20 protein-coding genes and 2 tRNA genes are annotated in these 21308 nt (G+C 71.0%); 10 read left to right on the top strand and 12 right to left on the bottom strand.

Annotated features, from left to right (window positions below; genetic code table 11):
• The first annotated feature begins 12 nt into the window (after positions 1 to 12).
• Both ACYQ1K_RS03005 and rlmC read left to right on the top strand, forming a co-directional pair.
• Entirely contained in the window at positions 13 to 741 is a 729-nt protein-coding gene (locus tag ACYQ1K_RS03005; protein WP_459981319.1) for a DUF4190 domain-containing protein, read from the top strand.
• Positions 742 to 747: 6 nt separating this feature from the next.
• Positions 748 to 1851 carry a 23S rRNA (uracil(747)-C(5))-methyltransferase RlmC gene (gene rlmC / locus ACYQ1K_RS03000; protein WP_459981318.1) on the top strand — a complete coding sequence of 368 codons (1104 nt, stop codon included), beginning with the start codon at positions 748 to 750 and terminating at the stop codon, positions 1849 to 1851.
• Between the two features lie 55 nt (positions 1852 to 1906).
• Here the strand turns inward: rlmC and ACYQ1K_RS02995 are convergent, their stop codons facing one another.
• From ACYQ1K_RS02995 to ACYQ1K_RS02965, 7 genes are all read right to left on the bottom strand, one after another.
• Positions 1907 to 2938: a UDP-N-acetylmuramate dehydrogenase gene (locus tag ACYQ1K_RS02995; protein WP_459981597.1), complete on the bottom strand. Its 1032-nt coding sequence runs from the start codon at positions 2936 to 2938 to the stop codon at positions 1907 to 1909.
• Between the two features lie 7 nt (positions 2939 to 2945).
• Positions 2946 to 3353: a MaoC/PaaZ C-terminal domain-containing protein gene (locus ACYQ1K_RS02990; protein ID WP_459981317.1), complete on the bottom strand. Its 408-nt coding sequence runs from the start codon at positions 3351 to 3353 to the stop codon at positions 2946 to 2948.
• On the bottom strand, positions 3350 to 3739 hold the full coding sequence (locus tag ACYQ1K_RS02985; protein WP_459981316.1) for an FAS1-like dehydratase domain-containing protein: 390 nt from the start codon (positions 3737 to 3739) through the stop codon (positions 3350 to 3352). Before ACYQ1K_RS02985 ends, ACYQ1K_RS02990 begins: the two co-directional genes overlap by 4 nt.
• 174 nt (positions 3740 to 3913) lie before the next feature.
• A complete protein-coding gene (gene rpmG, locus ACYQ1K_RS02980; RefSeq protein WP_091124146.1) occupies positions 3914 to 4084 on the bottom strand; it encodes a 50S ribosomal protein L33 in 171 nt (56 codons plus the stop codon).
• A gap of 37 nt (positions 4085 to 4121) precedes the next feature.
• Positions 4122 to 4198: transfer RNA gene (locus ACYQ1K_RS02975), tRNA-Met, on the bottom strand.
• A gap of 37 nt (positions 4199 to 4235) precedes the next feature.
• Positions 4236 to 4308, bottom strand: a tRNA-Thr gene (locus tag ACYQ1K_RS02970).
• Positions 4309 to 4360: 52 nt separating this feature from the next.
• Positions 4361 to 5764, bottom strand: coding sequence for an amidase (locus ACYQ1K_RS02965; protein WP_459981315.1), 1404 nt, complete (start codon positions 5762 to 5764; stop codon positions 4361 to 4363).
• A gap of 137 nt (positions 5765 to 5901) precedes the next feature.
• Here ACYQ1K_RS02965 and ACYQ1K_RS02960 point away from each other — a divergent pair, with 137 nt between their 5' ends.
• From ACYQ1K_RS02960 to ACYQ1K_RS02950, 3 genes are read left to right on the top strand one after another with little or no spacing between them, the layout of a single operon-like run.
• On the top strand, positions 5902 to 6690 hold the full coding sequence (locus ACYQ1K_RS02960) for an SDR family NAD(P)-dependent oxidoreductase (RefSeq protein WP_459981314.1): 789 nt from the start codon (positions 5902 to 5904) through the stop codon (positions 6688 to 6690).
• A 2-nt stretch (positions 6691 to 6692) separates the two neighbouring features.
• Entirely contained in the window at positions 6693 to 7823 is a 1131-nt protein-coding gene (locus tag ACYQ1K_RS02955) for a DUF5938 domain-containing protein (protein WP_459981313.1), read from the top strand.
• Positions 7823 to 9385: an acyl-CoA synthetase gene (locus ACYQ1K_RS02950; protein WP_459981312.1), complete on the top strand. Its 1563-nt coding sequence runs from the start codon at positions 7823 to 7825 to the stop codon at positions 9383 to 9385. Before ACYQ1K_RS02955 ends, ACYQ1K_RS02950 begins: the two co-directional genes overlap by 1 nt.
• Before the next feature lie 98 nt (positions 9386 to 9483).
• On the opposite strand, the gene ACYQ1K_RS02945 is transcribed toward ACYQ1K_RS02950, so the two are convergent.
• Positions 9484 to 10674 (bottom strand): ROK family protein, encoded by a 1191-nt coding sequence (locus ACYQ1K_RS02945; protein ID WP_459981311.1) that lies wholly within the window; start codon positions 10672 to 10674, stop codon positions 9484 to 9486.
• An 85-nt stretch (positions 10675 to 10759) separates the two neighbouring features.
• Between ACYQ1K_RS02945 and zwf the strand changes: the two genes are divergently transcribed.
• The 3 genes from zwf to eda are packed head-to-tail and all read left to right on the top strand — an operon-like array spanning position 10760 to position 14851.
• Positions 10760 to 12313 carry a glucose-6-phosphate dehydrogenase gene (zwf, locus tag ACYQ1K_RS02940; RefSeq protein ID WP_459981310.1) on the top strand — a complete coding sequence of 518 codons (1554 nt, stop codon included), beginning with the start codon at positions 10760 to 10762 and terminating at the stop codon, positions 12311 to 12313.
• On the top strand, positions 12310 to 14229 hold the full coding sequence (edd, locus tag ACYQ1K_RS02935; RefSeq protein ID WP_459981309.1) for a phosphogluconate dehydratase: 1920 nt from the start codon (positions 12310 to 12312) through the stop codon (positions 14227 to 14229). Before zwf ends, edd begins: the two co-directional genes overlap by 4 nt.
• On the top strand, positions 14216 to 14851 hold the full coding sequence (gene eda, locus ACYQ1K_RS02930; RefSeq protein WP_459981308.1) for a bifunctional 4-hydroxy-2-oxoglutarate aldolase/2-dehydro-3-deoxy-phosphogluconate aldolase: 636 nt from the start codon (positions 14216 to 14218) through the stop codon (positions 14849 to 14851). Before edd ends, eda begins: the two co-directional genes overlap by 14 nt.
• A 15-nt stretch (positions 14852 to 14866) precedes the next feature.
• Here the strand turns inward: eda and ACYQ1K_RS02925 are convergent, their stop codons facing one another.
• The 3 genes from ACYQ1K_RS02925 to ACYQ1K_RS02915 are packed head-to-tail and all read right to left on the bottom strand — an operon-like array spanning position 14867 to position 18384.
• Positions 14867 to 15976 carry a pyridoxal-phosphate-dependent aminotransferase family protein gene (locus ACYQ1K_RS02925; protein ID WP_459981307.1) on the bottom strand — a complete coding sequence of 370 codons (1110 nt, stop codon included), beginning with the start codon at positions 15974 to 15976 and terminating at the stop codon, positions 14867 to 14869.
• The gene (locus ACYQ1K_RS02920) at positions 15973 to 17361 is read right to left on the bottom strand and encodes an FAD-binding oxidoreductase (protein WP_459981306.1); all 1389 of its coding nucleotides are present in this window, start codon (positions 17359 to 17361) and stop codon (positions 15973 to 15975) included. The genes ACYQ1K_RS02925 and ACYQ1K_RS02920 overlap by 4 nt, the downstream gene beginning before the upstream one ends.
• A gap of 9 nt (positions 17362 to 17370) precedes the next feature.
• A complete protein-coding gene (locus ACYQ1K_RS02915; protein WP_459981305.1) occupies positions 17371 to 18384 on the bottom strand; it encodes a pirin family protein in 1014 nt (337 codons plus the stop codon).
• Between the two features lie 148 nt (positions 18385 to 18532).
• Here ACYQ1K_RS02915 and ACYQ1K_RS02910 point away from each other — a divergent pair, with 148 nt between their 5' ends.
• Together ACYQ1K_RS02910 and ACYQ1K_RS02905 are read left to right on the top strand one after the other, a co-directional pair.
• Positions 18533 to 19399, top strand: coding sequence for a hypothetical protein (locus tag ACYQ1K_RS02910; RefSeq protein WP_459981304.1), 867 nt, complete (start codon positions 18533 to 18535; stop codon positions 19397 to 19399).
• Positions 19400 to 19484: 85 nt separating this feature from the next.
• The gene (locus ACYQ1K_RS02905; protein WP_459981303.1) at positions 19485 to 20525 is read left to right on the top strand and encodes a YihY/virulence factor BrkB family protein; all 1041 of its coding nucleotides are present in this window, start codon (positions 19485 to 19487) and stop codon (positions 20523 to 20525) included.
• Between the two features lie 28 nt (positions 20526 to 20553).
• Here the strand turns inward: ACYQ1K_RS02905 and ACYQ1K_RS02900 are convergent, their stop codons facing one another.
• Entirely contained in the window at positions 20554 to 21117 is a 564-nt protein-coding gene (locus ACYQ1K_RS02900) for a TMEM165/GDT1 family protein (RefSeq protein WP_459981302.1), read from the bottom strand.
• Positions 21118 to 21308: the final 191 nt, after the last annotated feature.

The raw sequence follows: 21308 nt of genomic DNA, 5'->3' as shown, positions 1-21308 counted from the left end.
AAGAATGACGCCATGACCGACGGCAGCAACGAGCAAGACCCCTCCGGCGAGCAGCCGAACGCCGCTGAGGATCCGGCTGTCCCTCCCCCGACGCAGCCCTACGGTCCCTCCTACGGCAGCACCCCGCCGCCCTACTCGCAGCCCTACGGGCAGCCGTACGACCAGCCCTACGGACAGCAGCCCCACGAGACGCAGCAGTCCTTCGGGACGCCGTCCTCGGCGCAGCCGTCCGCCGGACAGCAGGCTGATGACCACCCGGGCGGCCAGAATCCGTACGCTCCGCAGCCGTATGCTCAGCCGGCGCCGTACCAGGGCTACAGCCAGGGCTATGGCCAGGGCTATGGCCAGGGCTATGGCCAGACGTACGGGCAGCCTTACCCGCAGGGCTACGGCCAGGGCTATCCGGGCTACGTGCCGCGACGACCCGAGGACGGTGGCGCCCAGGCCGCGATGATCGTCGGCATCGTCGCCCTCGCCCTGGGACTCGCCTGCGTCGGCCTGGGCTTCCTGGGCTCACCGGTGGCCTGGTTCCTCGGGCATCAGGCGAAGAAGCGGATCGACGCGTCCAACGGCCAGCTCGGCGGCCGGGGCAACGCTCAGGCCGGCGTGGTGCTGGGCATCATCGGCACCGTGCTGCTGGTCCTCGTCATCCTCGCGGTCATCGCCCTCTTCGTGGTCATCGGTGTCACCGCCGACTCCTGGGACAACTACGACGGCGGCAGCACCGGCACCAACGCCTGACTCCTCGTGCACTGCTCCTACTACGACGCGCATGTGTGCCGGTCCTGCCGGTGGATCGAGCTGCCGTACGCCGAGCAGCTGACCGCGAAGCAGGCTCGGGTCGCTGCTGCCCTGCCTCCGCTCACCTGGCTCGAGCCGGCCGCCAGCCCGGAGGAGGGCTTCCGCAACAAGGCGAAGATGGTCGTCAGCGGCACCCTCGAGGCGCCGACGCTCGGCATCCTCGACCCGCGAGGACGTGGCGTCGACCTCCGCGAGTGCGGGCTGCACGACCCCCGCCTGCGCGAGGCGCTGCCGGTGCTCGCCGAGCTGGTCCGGACGGCCCGACTGGCGCCCTACTCCGTCCCCGACCGACGCGGCGAGCTGAAGCACCTGCTGGTCACCGTGGCACCGAGCGGCGAGCTCATGGTGCGGTTCGTCCTCCGGTCGACCGAGGCGGTGCCGAGACTGCGCAAGCACCTGTCGGCGCTGCTCGACGCCCTGCCCGCCGCTGTCGTCTCGGTCAACCTCCAGCCGACGCACCAGGCCGTGCTCGAGGGCCCGGAGGAGCAGGTGCTGCACGGCGACACGCTGACGATGCGGGTCAACGACCTGGACCTGCACCTGCGTCCGCAGTCCTTCTTCCAGACCAACACGGTGGTGGCGGCTCGGCTCTACCGCGAAGCGCAGGAGCTCGTCTCGTCGGTCGACCCGGCGTCGGTCTGGGACCTCTACTGCGGCGTCGGTGGCTTCGGGCTGCACGTGGCGGCCCCGGGTCGGGTCCTCGTCGGCGTGGAGTCGAGCGAGCAGGCGATCGAGTCGGCTCGGCTGACCGCGACGGAGCTCGGCGTGGGGGCCACCTTCGTGGCCGGCGACGCGACGGCCTACGCCCTCGCCGCAGGCCGGGCGCCGGAGCTGGTCATCGTCAACCCGCCTCGGCGCGGCATCGGGGTGAAGCTGGCCGGATGGCTCGAGGCGTCTGCCGCGCGGCACGTCGTCTACTCCTCGTGCAACGTCGACACCCTCGCCCGCGACCTGGCCGCCATGCCGTCCCTGGAGCCGGTCTCGGGGCGGCTGCTCGACATGTTCCCCCACACCGACCATCACGAGGTGCTGGTGCTGCTCTCCCGGTGATGCACGTCGAGCACTCCTCCGATGTCAGGACCTGGTGGCGCCGTCCTGACAGGGCTCAGATCTCGACGCCCAGCAGCACCGGCTCGTTCTCCAGCCGGATGCCGAACCGCTCCTCGACGCCGTCCCGGACCTCGCGGGCGAGACCGAGCAGGTCCTTCGTCGTCGCCGAGCCGCGGTTGGTCAGGGCGAGCGTGTGCTTGGTCGACAGCGTCGCGGCGCCGCTCCCCGGGTAGCCCCGCGTGAAGCCGGCATGCTCGATGAGCCAGGCGGCGGAGGTCTTCACGCCACCGTCGGGCTGGGGGTAGGCCGGTGCACCCTTCGGCAGCCGGTCCGGATCGACGACCGGGTTGGTGAAGAACGAGCCGGCGCTCCAGGTGTCGTGGTCGTCGGCGTCGAGCACCATGCCCTTGCCCCGGCGCAGCCGCAGCACCGCGTCGCGAACATCGCCCAGCGGCGCTCGCTGGCCGACCTCGACGCCGAGCGAGCGCGCCAGCTCGGCGTACGCGATGGGCGCGGACAGCGTCCCGACTCGCAGCTGGAAGGTCACATCGACCACGACGTGACGGCCGGGGTCGGCCTTGAACCGCGAGGTGCGATAGCCGAACCGGCAGTCGGCGTTCGCGAAGGTCCGGTAGCCCTTCAGCACGCGGTCCCAGACACGCACCGCAGCGATGGTCTGGGACACGTCCTGGCCGTAGGCGCCGACGTTCTGGATCGGCGTCGCGCCGACGCGACCGGGGATCCCGGCGAGCGCCTCGATGCCGACCCAGCCGTGCTCGACCGCGGTGGCGACGAGCTCGTCCCAGCTCTCGCCGGCTGCGACGGTGACCATCGCGCCACCGCATGCAGGACCCGCGTCCTCGACGTCCGACGTCACGCCGGTCGTGGCCACCTCGACGACGGTCCCGGTGAAGCCCTCGTCGGCGACGACGAGGTTGCTGCCGCCGCCGAGGACGAGCACCTGCTCCCCCGCCGCGTCGGCGGTCGTGACGGCCTGGGTCAGCTCGTGGGCGGTGCGAGCGACGACGTACGCCGACGCCGGCCCGCCCAACCGGAGGGTGGTGTGATCGGCGAGGAGCTCAGGCATCGCCTGCTCAGGCACGGACGACGGCCTTCGGGGCGCCCAGGACCTTCTGTCCGTCGCAGGTGACCTCGAGGGCGAGGGTGACGAGCCCGTCGGCGACCGACTTCACCGTCCCGCCGACCGTGACCGTGGTGCCCTCGTCGGTGTCAGGGACGACGACCATGTTGGTGAACTTGTTGCCGAGCTCGACGACCGGCGCGCCGTCGGTCCAGGTCGCGACGGCCCGGCTGGTCAGCGCCATCGTGAGCATGCCGTGCGCGATGACGCCCGGCAGGCCGACGGCGGTCGCGGTGCGGTCGGACCAGTGGATCGGGTTGAAGTCGCCGGAGGCGCCGGCGTAGCGCACCAGGTCGGCGCGCGTCACCGTATAGGTCTGCGGCTCCAGCGCGTCGCCGGCCTCGAGCTTCACGCCGCTCATGCCGCGGCCCCTCGGTGGACGAGCGTGGCGGTCGCCGTGCACAGGAGCGTGCCCGAGCCGTCGGTGAACGTCGTCGAGGTGCCGATGATGTCGTTGCCTCCGATCTGCCGCAGGCTCGCGACCGTCAACGTGGAGGTGAGCTGGTCGCCGGGCGCGAGCTCGCGCTCATAGGAGAACCGCTGCTCCCCGTGCACGATCCGCGACAGCTCCAGGCCGACCTCGTCGAGGAAGGCGTTCATCGAGGCGCCGGCGAGCACGATCGGGAAGGTCGGCGGCACGCCGTCGTGCTCCCAGCCGATGGCGGAGGCGAACTCCCGCACCTTCTCCGCCGAGACAAGGTAGGGGCCGACGGGCGGGAACTGCCGGCCGACGATCGAGCTGTCCACGGGCCTCACCCTAACGGGGAGCCGCCGAGCCCCGGGTTGTTGCCCCTCGAGTCCGGGGTTCTGGTCCCTCGAGCACCGGATTCGTGCCCGAGAAATGCCACAAGGCCGCAGGACAACCTGCGGCCTTGAGCGAGAACCCGGGGCTCGAGGGACGAGACCCCGGGGCTCGGTGTGTCAGCGGGTCTCGCGGTGCGGCTGGTGCTTGCGGCAACGCGGGCAGAACTTGGCCAGCTCGATCCGGTCGGGGTCGTTGCGGCGGTTCTTCTTCGTGATGTAGTTGCGCTCCTTGCACTCGGTGCACGCCAGAGTGATCTTGGGGCGAACGTCGCTGCTCTTGGAGGCCATGAGAAGTCCTTCGTCGGATGGTGCCTGATGCGGTGCTTGGTAGCGGGGGCGGGGATCGAACCCGCGACCTCACGATTATGAGTCGTGCGCTCTAACCGCCTGAGCTACCCCGCCACGTCAGCAAGATGGCCATGGGGCGACCTTGCCTCAGAGCCCCCTTACGGAATCGAACCGTAGACCTACTCCTTACCATGGAGTCGCTCTGCCGACTGAGCTAAGGGGGCAACGAGCGAGAACACTACAGAGCCACCCCTCGGTTCGCGAAATCGCCGCCGCTCAGGCGCGCGCGAAGCCCGTGACCGACGCGAATCCGACGGCCTCCTCGAGCTCGTAGGCCAGCCCGAGCAGCAGTGCCTCCCGCCCGATCCCGGCACCCAGCATCATGCCCTGGGGCAGTCCGTTCGAGGTCGTCGCGAGCGGCAGCGAGATCGCCGGGTCGCCGCTGACGTTCTGCCACGGCGTGAAGGCCACCCAGTCCCGCAGCCGATCCATGACCGTCTCGTAGTCCTGCATCGGGTCGAGGTGGCCGACCAGCGGGGTCTCCTGGGCGAGGGTCGGCGTCAGGACGACGTCGTACGTCGCATGGAGGCCGGCCGACAGGGCGCTCGAGCGCCGCAGCCTCCGGAGCGCGCCCGGCAGCCGGTGGAGCCGGCGCCTGGTGTGCGCCGCCAGGCCACGGGTGAGGTTGTCGAGCTTCGCGGTGTCCCAGGTGCGGCCGGCGAACAGGCGACCGCTGCGGATGACCATCAGGGCGAGGAAGCCCCAGTAGAGGACGAAGTCGTCCGCGAACGCCGGCGTCACCGGCGCCTCCACCTCCTCGACCCGATGCCCGAGCGACTCCAGCAGCTCGGCGGTCCATCGCGTCAGCCCATCCACCTCCGACGTGGCCGCGCGCCCGGCCGAGGAGGTGAAGAAGGCCACTCGCAGACGGTCCTGACCCGGCCGGGTCACGTCGCCGATCGGCATCAGCGTGGGGGGCGCGGGGTGCTGACGCTCGGCCTCCCGGAGGAACGCCGCGGTGTCGCGCACCGAGCGGGTGATCACGCCGTCCACGACGATCCGCAGCGGCATCTGACGGTGGAAGGGCTCGAGCGGGAGACGGCCGCGCGAGGGCTTGAGCCCGACGAGGCCGTTGACCGAGGCGGGGATGCGGATCGACCCGCCGCCGTCGTTGCCGTGGGCGAGCGGCACGGCGCCGGCGCAGACGAGCGCCGCCGCGCCGGCCGACGAGGCCCCGGCCGTGCGCGTGGTGTCCCACGGGTTGCGCACGGCCCCGAGCCGAGGATGCTCAGCGGTCGCCGAGAACCCGAACTCCGACATCTGCGTCTTGCCGAGACAGACCACGCCGAGGGACTTGAGGAGGCGGGAGAGCTCCCCGTCGTGCTCCGCCGGGCGACCGACGTACGCATCGCTCCCCTGCTGGGTGGGCAGGCCCGCCACGTCGACGTTGTCCTTCATCAGCGTGGGGATGCCGTGCAGGAAGCCTTGCGCTCCGGTCGTCCGCCGGGCGCGCTCGAAGTCGCGCACGGCGACCGCGTTCAGCTCGCCGTCGACCTTCTCGATGCGGCCGATGGCGGCCTCCACCAGCTCCTCGGGACTCACCTCGCCGGCCGCGAGCCGGCCGGCGAGCCCGACCGCGTCGTCGTGCCCCAGAGCGTCATCGGCGAAGGCATCCACCATGGCTCGCACGGTAGCCCGCCGACCCCCGATGGCAAGCCGAAGTGCGCCCTTGACGATCGTCAAGATTTTTCTTGACACTCGTCCAGGATGCAGGAAGCGTGTGATCTACGTCACTACGATCTAGGAGGCACACGTCGATGAAGCAGCTCGATCTGACCGGCCGCAAGGCCCTCGTGACAGGAGGCGCCCAGGGGCTCGGCGAGGGCATGGCCACCGCCCTCACCGAAGCCGGCGCACGGGTCGTCATCGCCGACGTCAAGGACGACCTCGGACCGAAGGTCGGCGAGCGGCTCGGCGGCGGCTTCGTCCACCTCGACATCACCGAGGACGCCTCCTGGGAGCGGGGTGTCGCCTCCGCCATCGATCAGCTCGGCGGGCTCGACATCGTCGTGAACAACGCCGGCGTCGAGATCACCAGCCTCATCGTCGACCTCGACCCCGACCAGGTCCGTCGGATGCTGGAGGTCAACGTCCTCGGCACCGCGCTCGGCATCAAGCACGCCTTCCGCGCGATGCGACCGGGCGGCGCGGCCGGCGCGGGCGGCAGCGTCATCAACGTGGCCTCCGTCGCAGCGACGATCGCGTTCCCGGGCATCTCGGTCTACTCCGCGACGAAGTCGGCCGTCGACCGGCTCACCCGCGTGGCCGCGATGGAGAGCGGCAAGCTGGGCTACGGCGTCCGCGTCAACTGCCTCTACCCCGGTCTGGTCCCGACCGAGATGGGCGCGGGCCTCGCGAACGACGTGGCCCGCCTCGGGCTCTTCGGCTCGCCGGAGGAGGCGGTAGGGGCAGTCGTCGAGCTGACGCCGGTCGGTCGTCTCGGCACGGTCGAGGACATGGCCGACGCGGTGGTCTTCCTCGCCTCGGACGCCTCGCGCTTCATCACCGGCGCAGGACTGCCGGTCGACGGCGGAATGGGGATGTGACGATGTCCAGCAAGCCCGTCGTCGTCTACGGCGCCTCCGGCTACACCGGCCGCCTCGTGTGCGAGTACCTCCGCGAGTTCAACGTCGCCTTCGTCGCAGCCGGCCGCGACGGCGGCAAGGTGAAGGCCTCGATGGAGGCCCACGTGGCCGGCATCGAGACCGCCGACTACGAGGTCGCGGAGGTCACCCACGACGTCGACGCCCTAGCGTCGCTCTTCGCGGGAGCCTCGGTCGTGCTCAACACGGTCGGCCCGTTCAGCAGCCTCGGTCATGAGGTCGTCCAGGCCTGCCTGGAGTCCGGCAGCCACTACACCGACACCACGGGTGAGCAGGACTGGCTGCTCTCGTGCGAGGAGAGGTACGGCGCCGCCTTCGCTCGCGCCGGCCTCCTGCTCGCGCCGGGCATCGCGCAGATGTACACCACCAGCGAGATCGCCGCCGAGATCTGCCTGGAGAAGCCCGGGCTCGACACCCTGGACATCGCCGTCTTCTGGGGCGGCTCGCCCACGATCGCCTCCACCCGAACGATCCTGGTCAACGCCGCGACGTCCAAGGCGCACTACCTGCAGCAGAACGCCTTCGTCGAGTTCGACCCGACGCAGGGGCTCGTCCCGCTCGTCGTCCCGGGTCAGCACGAGCTCGCGATGTCGTTGCCGTGGGGCGGCATGTCGCACCCCGTCTGGTATCGCCGCGACCCACGCGTGGCCAGTTGCAAGTCGCAGGGCGGCGTGTTCAACGCCGCACTCATGAACGGTGTGCCGCAGATCGTGGCCGCGGCGATCGAGGCGACCAAGGACATGACGCCCGAGGACCGCGACGCGGCACTCACCGCAACGGCGGCGCAGGTGATGAACCAGATGCCACCGCGCGAGAACCCCCGTCTCAACAAGTCGCTCGACTCGGTCCACGCCTCGGGGCCGCTTGGCCGCGCGCACTGCGTCATCCACGGCAACCAGAACTACAAGCAGACTGGGATGATGCAGGCGTACGCCGCCTACTCGCTGCTGCAGCAGCCGCCGAGGCGGGTCGGCTTCGCGTCGGGATGCCAGGCGTTCGGCCACCGCGAGCTGCTCGGGCAGCTGCGTGCCTTCGGCCTGGTGGCGGAGCCGGTCGTCACCTACCAGGGCAGCTGATGCGGCTCGTCGACTACCTGGACAAGGGGGCGTCGCTCGGCGGCGACGCCCCCTGCCTGGTCTGCGACGGCGAGACCTGGACCTACGCCGACGTGGTGTCGATCAGTCGACGTGTCGCGGCCGCGCTGGCCACCCGAGGCGTCGCGCCGGGCGACAAGGTGGCGATCCTCTCGGCCAACGACCCCGTCGCCTTCGCCTGCGTCTTCGGCATCAGCCGGGCCGGCGCGGTCTGGTGCCCGATCAACCCCCGCAACGAGGCGGCCGAGAACCGCGAACTGCTGGACCTCTTCGAGTGCTCGGTGCTCGTCTTCGCCTCGTCCTTCGCGCCGCTCGTCGACCAGATCCGCGGGGATCTGCCGGCGCTGTCGACCCTGGTCTGCCTCGACGGCGAGGTCCCCTGGGCGCTGACGTGGGAGGAGTTCTTGGGTCTCGATACGCCTCCGCCTAGCGGCTCCGGCTACTCGAGCATCGACCGAGCCGCCGAGGACGACCTGGCGATGATCGTCGGCACTGGCGGCACGACGGGGCGCCCGAAGGGCGTGATGCTGACCGGCACCAACCTCGAGACGATGACGGCGATCACGCTGATGAGCTACCCGTGGCCGGACGCGCCGGCCCGGCCGACGTACCTCGCCCTGGCGCCCCTCACCCACGCCGCCGGCGTGCTGTGCTTCCCCGTGCTCTGCCTGGGCGGGGCGATCGTGGTGATGCGCACGCCGGACGTCGGCGCGTTCCTGGGCCACATCGCCTCCGCGCGCGTCACGCACACCTTCCTGCCGCCGACGCTGATCTACATGGTGCTCGACCATCCCGCCCTGCCGGAGACGGACCTCTCCGCATCGCAGTGCTTCTGGTACGGCGCCGCGCCCATGTCGGCGACACGCCTGGAGGAGGCACTGCACCGGATCGGACCCGTCATGGCACAGCTCTTCGGGCAGACCGAGGCGCCGATGATGGTCTCGACCATGGCGCCGCGCGACCACTTCCGTCCCGACGGGAGCGTCGCCCGCGAACGGCTGTCGTCAGCGGGGAGACCGTCCCCGCTGACGACGGTCAGCATCATGTCGGAGGAGGGCGACCTGCTGCCGCCGGGCGAGCGCGGCGAGATCGTCGTCCGCGGCTCGCTCGTCATGCGCGGCTACTACCGCAACCCGACCGCGACAGAGGAGGCGTCCGCGCACGGCTGGCACCACACCGGCGACATCGGCTACCTCGACGACGACGGCCTCCTTCACATCGTGGACCGCGCCAAGGACATGGTGATCACGGGCGGGTTCAACGTCTACTCCACCGAGGTCGAGCAGGCACTGATGCAGCACCCGGCCGTCGCCGACTGCGCCGTCGTCGGGCTCCCCGACGAGAAGTGGGGCGAGCGGGTGACCGCCGTGCTGCAGCTGCGGCCGGGACTCGAGGTCGACTCCGGAGAGCTGAAGGAGTTCGTCAAGGCGCGGATCGGCAGCGTGAAGACGCCCAAGCAGATCGAGGTCTGGCCCGACCTGCCGCGCTCCAAGGTCGGGAAGGTGCTCAAGACGGAGATCAAGAAGACGCTCCTGGGAGGCTGACCCTGGAGTCCCGTCGAACCTCGGGTTGTGGTCCCTCGAACCCCGGGTTCTGGTCGCCAGAACCCGGGGTTCGAGGGACCACAACCCGGGGTTCGGCGTCAGACAGTGACCGCGTCGGCGATCCGCGCGTCGACGGCCGTGGGCGCGAGGACGTGGTCGATGGCGAGAGCCGCACACCCGACAAGACCGGCCGAGTCGCCCTGCGCGGAGGGCAGGAACTGCAGGTCGCGGGTGGCCAACGCGGTGGACCGGGCGTAGACGGACTCGCGCACGCCGGCGGCGTACACCTCGAAGGCCTGGCCCATGTCGCCGCCGATGACGACCGCCTCGGGGTTGAGGAGGTTGATGGCGACGGCGAGCACCTCCCCCAGCCGACGGCCGGAGTCGCGCAGCAGCTTGCGCGCCACCGCGTCGCCGCCGAGGGCGAAGGCGACGAGGTCGCGGATGTGGCCCGCCTGGCGCCCCGAGTCGTTGAACGTGTTGACCAGCGCCCAGCCACCGGCGATGGTCTCGAGGCAGCCGGAGCTGCCGCACCGGCACGGCAGCTCGCCGGCCTCCGTGCGCGTGTGGCCGATCTCGCCGGCGGCGCCGAGGTGGCCGGCGAGGATGCGTCCGTCCGCCACCACGCCGAGCCCGAGGCCGGTCGACGCCTTCACCACCAGCAGGTCGCGATAGGGACTGCCCCCGAACAGCTCGGCACGGGCCAGCACGTCGGCGTCGTTGGCCAGGTAGACCGGTGCATCGGTGAGCTCGCGGAAGAACGGCGCCAGCTCGACCCCGTCCCAGCCGCCCATGACCGGTGAGTCGACGCTGACCAGACGCACCGGGTCGACGACCCCGGGGAGGCTCACGCCGACGCCCAGCACAGGCTTCGACGGGAGGCCCTCGAGCATGGTGCGCAGCCGGTCGACCATCTGCGGCATCAGGATCGGCGCCCCCGCCCCGACCTCGTGGTCACGCGTGTCCCCGGCCAGCTCGCGCCCTTCGAGGTCGAAGACCGCGAGCTGGCTGCGCGAGCGGCCGATCGCGACCGCCAGGACGACCCCGGCGTCGGCGTTGAAGAGCAGCGTGCCGGGCGGCCGCCCACCCGTGGAGGGCGACTCGTCGCCATACGCCAGCAGCCCGGTGTCCACGAGCGCCGAGACGCGAGCTCCCACGGCGGTGCGGGACAGGCCCGTCAGCCGTTGGAGATCGCCACGCGTCGACGCTCGGCCGGCGCGGACGAGGTCGAGCAGATCCCCTGCGCTCGGCAGGGAGGAGCCCCACGGGACAGCGGTCATCTCGGACATGGAACGGATCTTAAGCCGCCACTTTTGTCTCAGGAAAACCTAAGTCGTGCTTGTATCGATCCAAAATTCCTGACACCGTGGAGGCATGCACCCCGCTTCCGCCCCCGACGCAACCGCGAACGGCATTCCCGTGATGCCGCAGCGCTGCGACTTCACGGTCTTCGGCGGCACCGGCGACCTCGCCCTCCGCAAGCTCCTGCCCGCCCTCTACCAGTCCGACCTCGAGGGTCACCTGCCGGACGACACCCGCATCATCGGCGTCTCCCGGTCCGACCTCGACGACGACGCCTATCGCGCACTGGTCCACGACGCACTGAGCGAGCACGTCGGCGACCTCGACGACGAGACCGCCGACCGGCTGCTCGCGCGCGTGCACCATGCTGGCGTCGACGTCTTCGAGCCGGCCGACTGGCACGCGCTCTACGGCCTGCTGAAGGACCGCCCGGGGGTCGAGGACACCGTGCGCGTCTACTACCTCGCCGTCGCCCCTGCACTGTTCGGCCCGATCTGCCGCCGCCTCGAGGAGGGCGGCATGACCGAGGCACCTGCACGGGTCGTGCTGGAGAAGCCGATCGGCCACGACCTCGCCTCCGCCCGCGCCATCAACGCGGTCGTCGGCGAGGTCTTCGACGAGTCGAGGATCTTCCGCATCGACCACTACCTCGGCAAGGAGAGCGTGCAGAACCTCCTGGTCACGCGGTTCGCCAACACGCTGCTCGAGCCGCTGTGGAACAGTCACTGGGTCGACCACGTGCAGATCACCGTCGCCGAGACGCTGGGCGTCGGCGAGCGGGTCGACTACTACGAGCAGGCCGGGGCTCTGCGCGACATGGTGCAGAACCACCTGCTCCAGCTGCTCTGCCTCGTCGCGATGGAGCCCCCGATCGAGGTCGGCCGCGAGGACGTCCGAGACGAGAAGCTGAAGGTCCTCCAAGCGCTCAAGCCCCTCTCGCCGGCGGAGATCGACCGCGACACGGTCCGCGGTCGCTACGGCACGGGGCTGGTCAACGGCCGCGCCGTGCCGTCCTATGACGAGGAGGCGGGTCTCTGTTCGCCCTCGGTCGTTACTCACGACGTCTACTCGTCCGGCAGGGTCAGCCTCACCGAGACCTTCGTCGCCCTCAAGGTGGAGGTGCAGAACTGGCGCTGGGCCGGCGTGCCGTTCTACCTGCGCACCGGCAAGCGGATGGACCGGCGCTCCTCGGAGATCGTCGTCGTCTTCAAGGAGCCGCCGCACGACGTCTTCCCGCACCGCACCGGCGTCACGGCGCCCAACCGGCTGCACATCCAGGTCCAGCCCGACGACGGCATGCGGCTGCACCTGACCGCGAAGGAGCCCGGCCCCGGCGGCTACCGGCTCAAGCCGGTCTCGCTCGACCTCAACTTCGCCTCCGCCTTCGAGCAACGCTCCCCCGACGCCTACGAGCGGCTGCTCATGGACGTCGTCAAGGGCAACCCCACCCTGTTCATGCGCCGCGACGAGGTCGAAGCGGCCTGGACGTGGTGCGACCCGATCATCGCCCACTGGACCGAGAGCGGACTGCCGCCGAAGCGGTACGCCGCGGGCTCGGCCGGCCCCACGAACGCCATCACCCTCATCGAGCGGGACGGCCGCTCCTGGCAGGAGGACTCGCTATGACACCCGACAGCATCGGACCCACCCACGGTCCGCCGATCAACGCGACCGTCGCCGAGGTGACCGACCGCATCGCCGCCCGCAGTGCGTCGACCCGGTCGGCCTACCTCGCCCGCATCCGCGCAGCCGCCGCACAGGGCCCGGCCCGCGGTCGTCTGGGCTGCGGCAACCTGGCTCACGGCTTCGCCGGCGCCGAGCCGGACGCCAAGCGTGAGCTCCAGATCGTCGGCCCGGCCGCGAAGCCCAACGTCGCGATCGTGACGAGCTACAACGACATGCTGTCGGCGCACGCGCCGTACGCCGACTATCCGCCCGCGCTCAAGAAGGCCGTGCTCCGCGCGGGCGGGATCGCGCAGGTCGCGGGCGGGGTGCCGGCCATGTGCGACGGCGTCACCCAGGGCCGCGACGGCATGCAGCTCTCGCTCTTCTCCCGCGACGTCATCGCGATGTCGGCGGCGATCGCGCTCTCGCACGACATGTTCGACGGCGCGCTGATGCTCGGCGTCTGCGACAAGATCGTGCCGGGCCTGCTCATCGGGGCACTCTCCTTCGGCCACCTGCCCACCGTCTTCGTGCCCGCCGGCCCCATGGCGTCAGGCATCCCGAACGGCGAGAAGGCACGCGTGCGCCAGCTGTACGCCGAGGGGAAGGTCGGCCGCGAGGAGCTGCTCGCCGCCGAGTCGGCGTCCTACCACTCCGTGGGCACCTGCACCTTCTACGGCACCGCGAACTCCAACCAGCTCCTCATGGAGGTGCTCGGGCTGCACCTGCCCGGCGCCTCGTTCACACCCCCGGTCGGCGAGCTTCGCGAGGCGCTGACCCGCGCGGCGGCGGCCCGGGTCACCGCGTTGACCGGGACGGCGAACGGGATCGGCGAGATCGTCGACGAGCGCGCGATCGTCAACGCCTGCGTCGCGCTGCTCGCCAGCGGCGGGTCGACGAACCACACGATGCACCTGGTCGCGATCGCCCGCGCCGCCGGCATCGCGCTGACGTGGGACGACTTCTCCGACCTCTCGGCCGTCGTGCCGCTGGTCGCTCGGATCTATCCCAACGGCCAGGCCGACGTGAACCACTTCCATGCGGCCGGTGGCATCGGCTACCTGATCCGGACGCTGCTGGCCGCCGGCCTGCTGCACGCGGACGTCCGGACGATCGTCGGGACCGGGCTCTCGCGCTACACCCAGGAGCCCCGCCTGGCAGCCGACGGGCTCGGCTCGACGCCTGACGCCGCCGGCATCGAATGGGTCGACGGTGCACCTGAGTCCGGTGATCTCGACGTGTTGCGGCCGGCCGAGGCGCCATTCTCATCCGACGGCGGCCTGCGGGTGCTGCACGGCCCCCTCGGCACCGCCGTCATCAAGACCTCGGCGGTCAAGCCCGAGAACCGCGTCGTCACCGCGCCGGCGGTGGTCTTCGACGACCAGGCCGACTTCCTCGCCGCGTTCGCCGAGGGGCGCTTCGACCACGACCTCGTCGCGGTGATCCGCTACCAGGGCCCTGCCGCCAACGGCATGCCCGAGCTCCACAAGCTGACGCCCGCGCTCGGCGTCCTCCAGGACCGCGGACACCGCGTCGCGATCGTCACCGACGGCCGCATGTCCGGCGCCTCCGGGAAGGTGCCCGCCGCGATCCACCTGACGCCCGAGGCCGCACTCGGCGGCCCGCTGGCGCGTGTGGGCGACGGCGACCTCATCACCGTCGACGCCGTGACCGGCACCCTGACGATCGAGGTCGACCCTGGCGACTTCAACGCCCGGGAGGCCACCGGCCGGGCGCCGATGGGTGAGGAATGGGCCGGCACCGGCCGCGAGCTCTTCGCCTCCTTCCGGGCCGCGGTCGGCTCGGCCGACACCGGTGCCTCCGTCTTCGCCCCCGTCACCACCAGCCACCAGGAGCTCTCCGTTGTCCACGCCTGATCTCTCCCACACCGACCTCCTCGGCATCGCGCCGGTCATCCCCGTCGTCGTCGTCGAGTCCGTCGACCACGCCGTGCCGGTCGCCGAGGCGCTGGTCGCCGGTGGCCTGCCGGTCATCGAGCTGACCCTGCGCACCCCCGTCGCGCTCGACGCGATCCGGGCGATCGCGGACGCGGTCCCCGAGATCACCATCGGCGCCGGCACCGTCACCACGCCCGACCTCGCCAAGGCCGCCCACGACGCCGGGGCGTCGTTCCTCGTCTCCCCCGGCGCGACGCCCCGACTCATGGACGCCATGCTCGACACCGGGCTGCCGTTCCTGCCGGGCACGGCCACCGTGTCCGAGGTGCTCGCGGTGCTCGAGTACGGCGTCACCCAGATGAAGTTCTTCCCCGCCGAGGCGTCCGGCGGCACGGCGTACCTCTCCTCCCTGCCGACCGTCGTCCCCGCGGCGCGGTTCTGCCCGACGGGCGGCATCCGCCCCGCCACGGCGCCGACCTACCTGGCCCTGAGCAACGTGGGCTGTGTCGGCGGCACCTGGATCACGCCGAAGTCCGCCCTCGACGCCGGCGACTGGGAGGCCGTCACGCGGCTCGCTCGCGAGGCGGTCGCGCTGGGCTGATCCTTCGCCGAGCGTTCAGAGCACCTCGCCCAGGGCGCCGAGGACGAGGGCGACGGCGTCGGGGCTGGCGTTCGGTCCCATGAGGCCGATGCGCCAGACCGACGACGCGAACTCCCCGACCCCCGCGCCGATCTCGATGTCGTAGCGCTCGAGGAGGGTCCGGCGTACGGCGGCCGAGTCGACCCCGTCGGGCACCTTGACGGTGGTGAGCTCCGGCAGCCGGTGTCCGGCGTCGGCGAAGAGCTCGAGGCCCATCGCCTCCAGGCCGTCCTGCAGTGCCTGGCCCGCCGCGGCGTGACGGGCCCACACCGCCTCGAGCCCCTCCGCGAGGATCCGGCCGAGAGCGGCGTGCAGCGAGGCGACCATCGCGACGGGCGCGGTGTGGTGGTAGGTCCGGGCACGTGGCCGGTCGGCGGCGTCACCGGCATCGCCGACGTACCCCCCGAGGAGGCCGAGATCCAGATACCAGGAGCGTGGCCTGTCCACCCGCCGGGCGAAGGCGCGGTCGCTGATGGTGAACGGGGCGAGACCCGGGGCGACGCCGAGGCACTTCTGGGTGCCGGCATACCCGATGTCGATCCCCCAGTCGTCGGCGCACAGCTCGATGCCGCCGATCGAGGTCACCGCGTCGACCAGCAGCAGCGCGTCGCCGGCCTCGCGCACGGCGGCACCCAACGAGGCGATGTCGGAGCGAACGCCCGTCGAGGTCTCCGCGTGCACGGCGGCCACGATCGCCGGCGACGGGTGCGCCGCCACGACACGCTCGACGTCGACCGGCGAGCCCCATCGGTGCTCGACCGGGACCACCTCGGCACCACAACGAGCCGCGACCTCGCACATGCGCTGTCCGAAGAGCCCGTTGACCGCGACGACCACCACGTCCCCGGGGGTCACCGTGTTGACGAACGCCGCCTCCATGCCGGCCGACCCGGTCGCCGACAGCGGCAGCGTGCGGTTCTGCGCGGTGCCCCAGACCTCGCGGAGCTGGTCGCACGTCTCGTCCATGATGTCGATGAACACCGGGTCCAGATGGCCGAGGAGCGGTCGGGCCAGCCCTTCGGTCGCCTCGGGATACGGGTTCGTCGGACCCGGGCCGAAGAGGTGGCGTCGCACGATCGGGGTCATCGGTCTCCTCTGCTGCGTGGTGGAAGCACGGCTCCGGGGTTGAGGATGCCATGCGGGTCGAGTGCGTCCTTGACGCGCCAGCTCAGGGCCAGGACGTCCTCGCCGAGCTGCGCCGGCAGGGCGGACCGCTTGGCCCTGCCCACCCCGTGCTCGCCGGTGATCGTGCCGCCCATCGCTATGGCCGCGGACATGACGTCCGCGAAGGCCTGACGGGCTCGGGCGACCGAGCCGGCGTCGGCGGCGTCGTAGACCACGATCGGATGGGTGTTGCCGTCCCCTGCGTGCGCGACGACGGCGATCTCGACCGCGTTGCGCTCGGCGATGCCGGCGATCTGGGCGATGAGGTCGGGCAGGCACGGCACCGGCACGCCGACGTCCTCGAAGAGGACGCTGCCGCGTTGCTCGAGCGCGTGGAAGGCGTTGCGTCGTGCGGAGACGAACATCGACGCCTCCTCCGGGTCGGTCGTGGTGAAGACGTCGTCGGCGCCCGCGTCCTCGCAGCGGGCGGCCATGGAGGCGATCTCGGTCGCGCTGGCCTGCCCGGGGGCGTCGGACTGAGCGACGAGCAGGGCTCCGGTCGAGCGGTCGAGCCCGTGGGGGCGCCAGTCCTCGACGGCGTTGATGCTGGCGTTGTCCATGAGCTCGAGCATGGACGCGCGGACCGTGCCGCGGATGGCGACCACGGCCTCTGCCGCCCCCGTCATCGTCGCGAACGTCGCCACCAGCGTCGCCTTCGGGGTCTGCAGCGGGATCAGCCGGAGGATCGCCCGCGTGATGACGCCGAGCGTGCCCTCGCTGCCGACGAAGAGCTTCAGCAGCGACAGCCCGGCGACGTCCTTGATCTGCTTGCCGCCCAGGGTCACGAGGGTGCCGTCGGCGAGGACCACGTCCATGCCGAGCACGTAGTCGGTCGTGACGCCGTACTTCACGCAGCACAGCCCGCCGGCGTTGGTGGCGAGGTTGCCGCCGATCGAGCAGATCTCGAAGGAGGAGGGGTCCGGCGGATACCAGAGCCCGTGCTCGGCGGCGGCCAGCTTGACCTCGGCGTTGAGCGCGCCCGGCTCGACGACCGCCACCTGGCACTGCGGGTCGATCTCGATGGCCGTCATCCGGTCCAGCGAGATGGTGATCCCGCCGTCGACGGCCGAGGAGCCGCCGGAGAGCCCGGTGCCGGCGCCGCGCGGCACGACGGGGACGAGATGCTCCGCCGCCCAGCGGACGGCGGTCTGCACCTGGTCGGCGGTCTCCGGGCGTACGACGGCGATCGGCATGCCGGCCGAGCCGTCCCGGGCGAAGTCCTCCCGGTACTTCTCGATCGCGACCGGTGAGGTGATGACGACGCCTTCGGGAAGGGCGCTCACCAGCTCCTCGAGTGCTTCACCCATGACAGGAACCTACTGCCGCGACCGCAGTCGCACCGCCGGCAGCGGGGGTGCCGGGATCGGCGGGAGGTGGTCGCCCACGACCCTCCCGAACCGCGAGTCGGCGACGAGCTGGGAGTCGGCGACGACCTCGCCGGCCTCGTCGGTGATCGCCGACTGCCAAGCCTCTCGGTAGGCGACGACGTCCTCGTGGCTGCGGCCCACGAAGTTCCACCACATCACGATCGACTCACCGAACGGCGGGCCGCCGAGGAGCAGCAGCCGCGTCCAGGACCCCCCGGCCTCGACCGTCAGCGACGACGCGCCCGGAGGCGCGTAGGCGAGGTGGTCCTTGCCGACGAGCGCCGACAGGCCCCGGTCGGTCGCGAGCGCGACCCCTCCAGTGTCGACGAGCACGCCATGCTCGAAGGACTCCTCGACCGGCACGGTCAGCGACGTCGACGGCTCGAGAAGGATCTCGGCGCCGAGGAGCGGGGTGTATGTCGGCACCGGCGAGGTGTCGCCGAGCAGGCTTCCGAGGAAGACACGGACCGTCCACCCGGGACCGCTGATCGGCTGCGGCACGTGATGCGCGAAGCCGGGCGCGGTGTCGCGGGCTGCGTGCGGCAGGGCGACCCAGAGCTGGGCGCCGTGGAGCACCGGCGTGGCCTCGGTCGAGACCTCGGAGTGGCTGATGCCGCGACCCCCGGTCATCAGGTTGACCTCGCCTGGGACCACCATGGCGTGGTTGCCGGCGGAGTCGCGGTGCTCGATCTCGCCAGTGAACAGCCACGACACCGTCTGCAGCCCCGTGTGGGGATGCGGCGCGACCTTCATGCCACCGGTCGCCGAGACGTCGTCGGGGCCGTAGTGGTCGAGGAAGCACCACGCCCCGATCAGCGACCGCTCGCGGGAGGGCAGCGTGCGGCGTACGCTCATCGCCCGCGGGCCTCCCAACGGCACCACCCGCGGGGCGATGATCTCCAGGCCGCCGTGTGCCCGGCTCTCGCAGACGATCTCGTCCGGCCGGGCCTCCAGGTTGGTCACGTCGTCATTCTGGCCCCCGCGCATCGCGGATGCGACACGCGTGCCTCTCGCTGCGCGGATCTGTTCGGCCGGCGGTCGCTGACGATACGTTGCGAGACATCACCGGGGGCCGGCCTCGCGCCGGCCACGACGAACGGAGATCCCCACGATGTCCACGACTCCTCCGGACGAGCCAAGCGGCACCCCCGGCTCGACGCCACCCTCCGGCCCCGACTACGGCGCGCCCCCACCTCCCGGGGCCGGCTACGGGACACCTCCGCCGCCCCCGGGCGGGTACGGAGCGCCGGGCGGGTACGGCGCGCCGGGCGACTACGGTGCCCCGCCCCCTGGAGGCGGCTACGGCGCCCCGCCCTACGGCGACGACGGCAAGCCGTGGAGCGTGGGCAACGCGCTCGGATACGGCATCGAGAAGTTCACGGCCAACCTCGGGCAGATCCTGCTCGCGGCGCTGCTGCTCCTGCTGGCCACCGCCGTCGCCCTCGCCATCGACTTCCCGGTCCGTCTCGGCATCGACAGCAGCACGTCGGGCATCTTCGGCTCGACGCTCTCGAGCGCGCTGGGAACCCTCATCTACACGCTCGTGGTGTGGATCGTGCAGGCCGCCCTGATCCGGGGCGCGTTGGACATCACCGAAGGGCGGCCGTTCCGGGTCGGCGACCTCTTCGGGCGGCTCAACATCGGGAACGTGCTGCTGGCCGGCCTTCTTGTCGCGGTGATCACCGCCGTCGGCACCTTCCTGTGCTACGTGCCCGGACTCATCGCGGCGTTCCTGCTGTTGTTCACGCCGTTCTTCGTCGTCGACAAGGACATGCCGGCGCTCGAGGCCGTCAAGGCGAGCTTCACTCTCGTCAAGGACAACGTCGGGAACGTGCTCGTCTGGGCGATCGTCGGCTTCATCGTCTACGTGATCGGCTTCTGCATCCTCTGCATCGGTCTCCTCGTCTCGGCCCCCATCGTGCTCATCGGCGCGGCGTACACCTACAAGAAGCTCTCCGGGCAGCCTGTCGCTCCGTGATCCGCGGTGTGACAGGCGGGGCATGACGGCCAAGGTGCGCGGGCACCGAGCCGTCGTAGACGTGGCCCACCTGAGGGAGAGCATCGTGAAGACCACCGAGAAGCAGGCCTATCCCGACCCCGACGCGAGCGAGAAGCCGCAGTCGCCGACCGACCTGGCGAAGCCCTCCTGGAAGTACGTCGGCCGCAAGACGATGCGCGAGTTCAGCAAGGACCAGTGCACCGACCTGGCGGCCGCGCTCACCTACTACTCGATCCTCGCGCTCTTCCCCGGCCTCATCGCGGTGCTCTCACTGGTGAGCCTCGTCGGCGACCCGAAGAAGACCGTCGCGAACCTGATGCAGATCCTCTCCGACCTCGGTGCCAGCTCGGCCGCTCACACCCTCGAGCCGACCATCACCAGGCTGGCCGCCAACCAGTCGGGCGGACTCGCCTTCGTCATCGGCCTGCTCACGGCCCTGTGGTCGGCATCGGGCTACGTCGGGGCGTTCAGCCGCGGCATGAACCGGATCTACGAGGTCGGCGAGGGCCGGCCGATCTGGAAGCTACGGCCGATCATGCTCCTCCTCACCCTCATCCTGGTCGTCCTCGTGGCAGCGGTCGGCCTGGCGCTGGTCCTGACCGGTCCCGCCGCGCAGTCGGTGGGCAACGTCATCGGCCTGGGCCACACCGCCGTCATGGTCTGGAACATCGCCAAGTGGCCGGTCATGCTGCTCGTGGTGGTCTTCATCGTGGCGCTGCTCTACTACGTCACTCCGAACATCTCCCAGCCCAAGTTCCGCTGGATCAGCGTCGGCGCGATCGTCGCGATCCTGACCTGGATCATCGCCTCGGTCGCGTTCGGGTTCTACGTCGCGAACTTCTCCCACTACGACAAGACCTACGGCTCGCTCGCCGGTGTCATCGCCTTCCTGCTGTGGCTCTGGATCACCAACCTGGCGTTGCTCTTCGGTGCCGAGCTGGACGCCGAGCTCGAGCGCGGACGGGAGCTGCAGGCCGGCATCGCGGCGGAGGAGAGCATCCAGCTGCCGCCTCGCGACACCCGTCAGACCGACAAGGCCGCCAAGAAGGCGAAGGAGGACGTCGCGATGGGACGTCGGATCCGCTTGGGGCACCACCGGCATTGACGGGCGGAGGCCGGAACGCAGACGCGGCCTACAGCCAGCCCAGGCCGCCGGCGATCAGGAGCACGCCGAAGATCACGAACAGCGCGGCGGCGCCGTACTTGATCGCCTTCTCGGGGAGGCGGCGACCCAGCATCGCGCCCACGCCGATGGCGAGGGCGTCGGCGGCCACCATCCCGACGGTCGAGCCGATCCAGGTGCCGAACCAGCCCTGCTGGGTGGCGAGCGTGATGGTCGCGAGCATCGTCTTGTCGCCCAGCTCGGCGAGGAAGAAGGCGGTGCCGACGGCCACGATGGACAGGCCGCGGCTGTGCCGGGCCTTGTCGGCCTCCTCCTCGGTCAGCTCGTCGCCGCGCAGGGTCCACGCGGCGAACGCGAGGAACGCGACGCCGGCGATGATCTCGATGGTGCCCTGGGCGCCCGCGAAGACGTCGCCGATGAAGTAGCCGATGGCGACCGAGGCGAGGTGGACGAGCGCGGTGGCGGCGGTGATGCCGATGAGCACGTCGCGGGCGCGGTAGCGAGCCGCGAACGTCATCGCCATCAGCTGGCTCTTGTCGCCCAGCTCGGCCACGAAGATGACGGCGGTGCTCAACAGGAACGCGTACAGCAACGGTTCTTCCTCTCCAGCGCCGGGCCGGAGGGATCTCGCGCGGACGCCCCTTCGACCAGGCACGACTGCATACGGGTGTCTGGTCGAAAGTCTCGTCCGCCACCCGCAGGTGGCCCGCCGCGCCGGACCCGGAGGTCAGCATGTCGACACGGCTGTTGGGGACTACTCCCTTT

The organism is Nocardioides sp. AN3 (genome assembly GCF_054653495.1).
Note: the sequence above shows the minus strand (reverse complement) of the source record. Positions and strands in the feature narration are given on the sequence as shown.